The organism is Collinsella intestinalis DSM 13280, from assembly GCF_000156175.1.
GTDB lineage: Bacteria > Actinomycetota > Coriobacteriia > Coriobacteriales > Coriobacteriaceae > Collinsella > Collinsella intestinalis.
Genome location: NZ_GG692711.1, coordinates 221,337 through 221,573, shown reverse-complemented (window position 1 = coordinate 221,573; position 237 = coordinate 221,337).

Below are 237 nucleotides of genomic sequence, written 5' to 3'. Positions count from 1 at the left end.
CCCGGGAGCTGGCGCTCCCGGCGGGCATCCATCCAGGGGAGCCGAACGGCATGGGAAGGCCGGCGGCACAGGGTTAGGGCCCCGTAGGCGCACCCTGGGATGGAGCCCGGTGGAGGTACCTGAGTAGGGCCGGGCACGTGAAACCCGGTCCGAACCCGGGGGGACCACCCTCCAAGCCTGAATACTCCCATGTGACCGATAGCGCACCAGTACCGTGAGGGAAAGGTGAAAAGCACC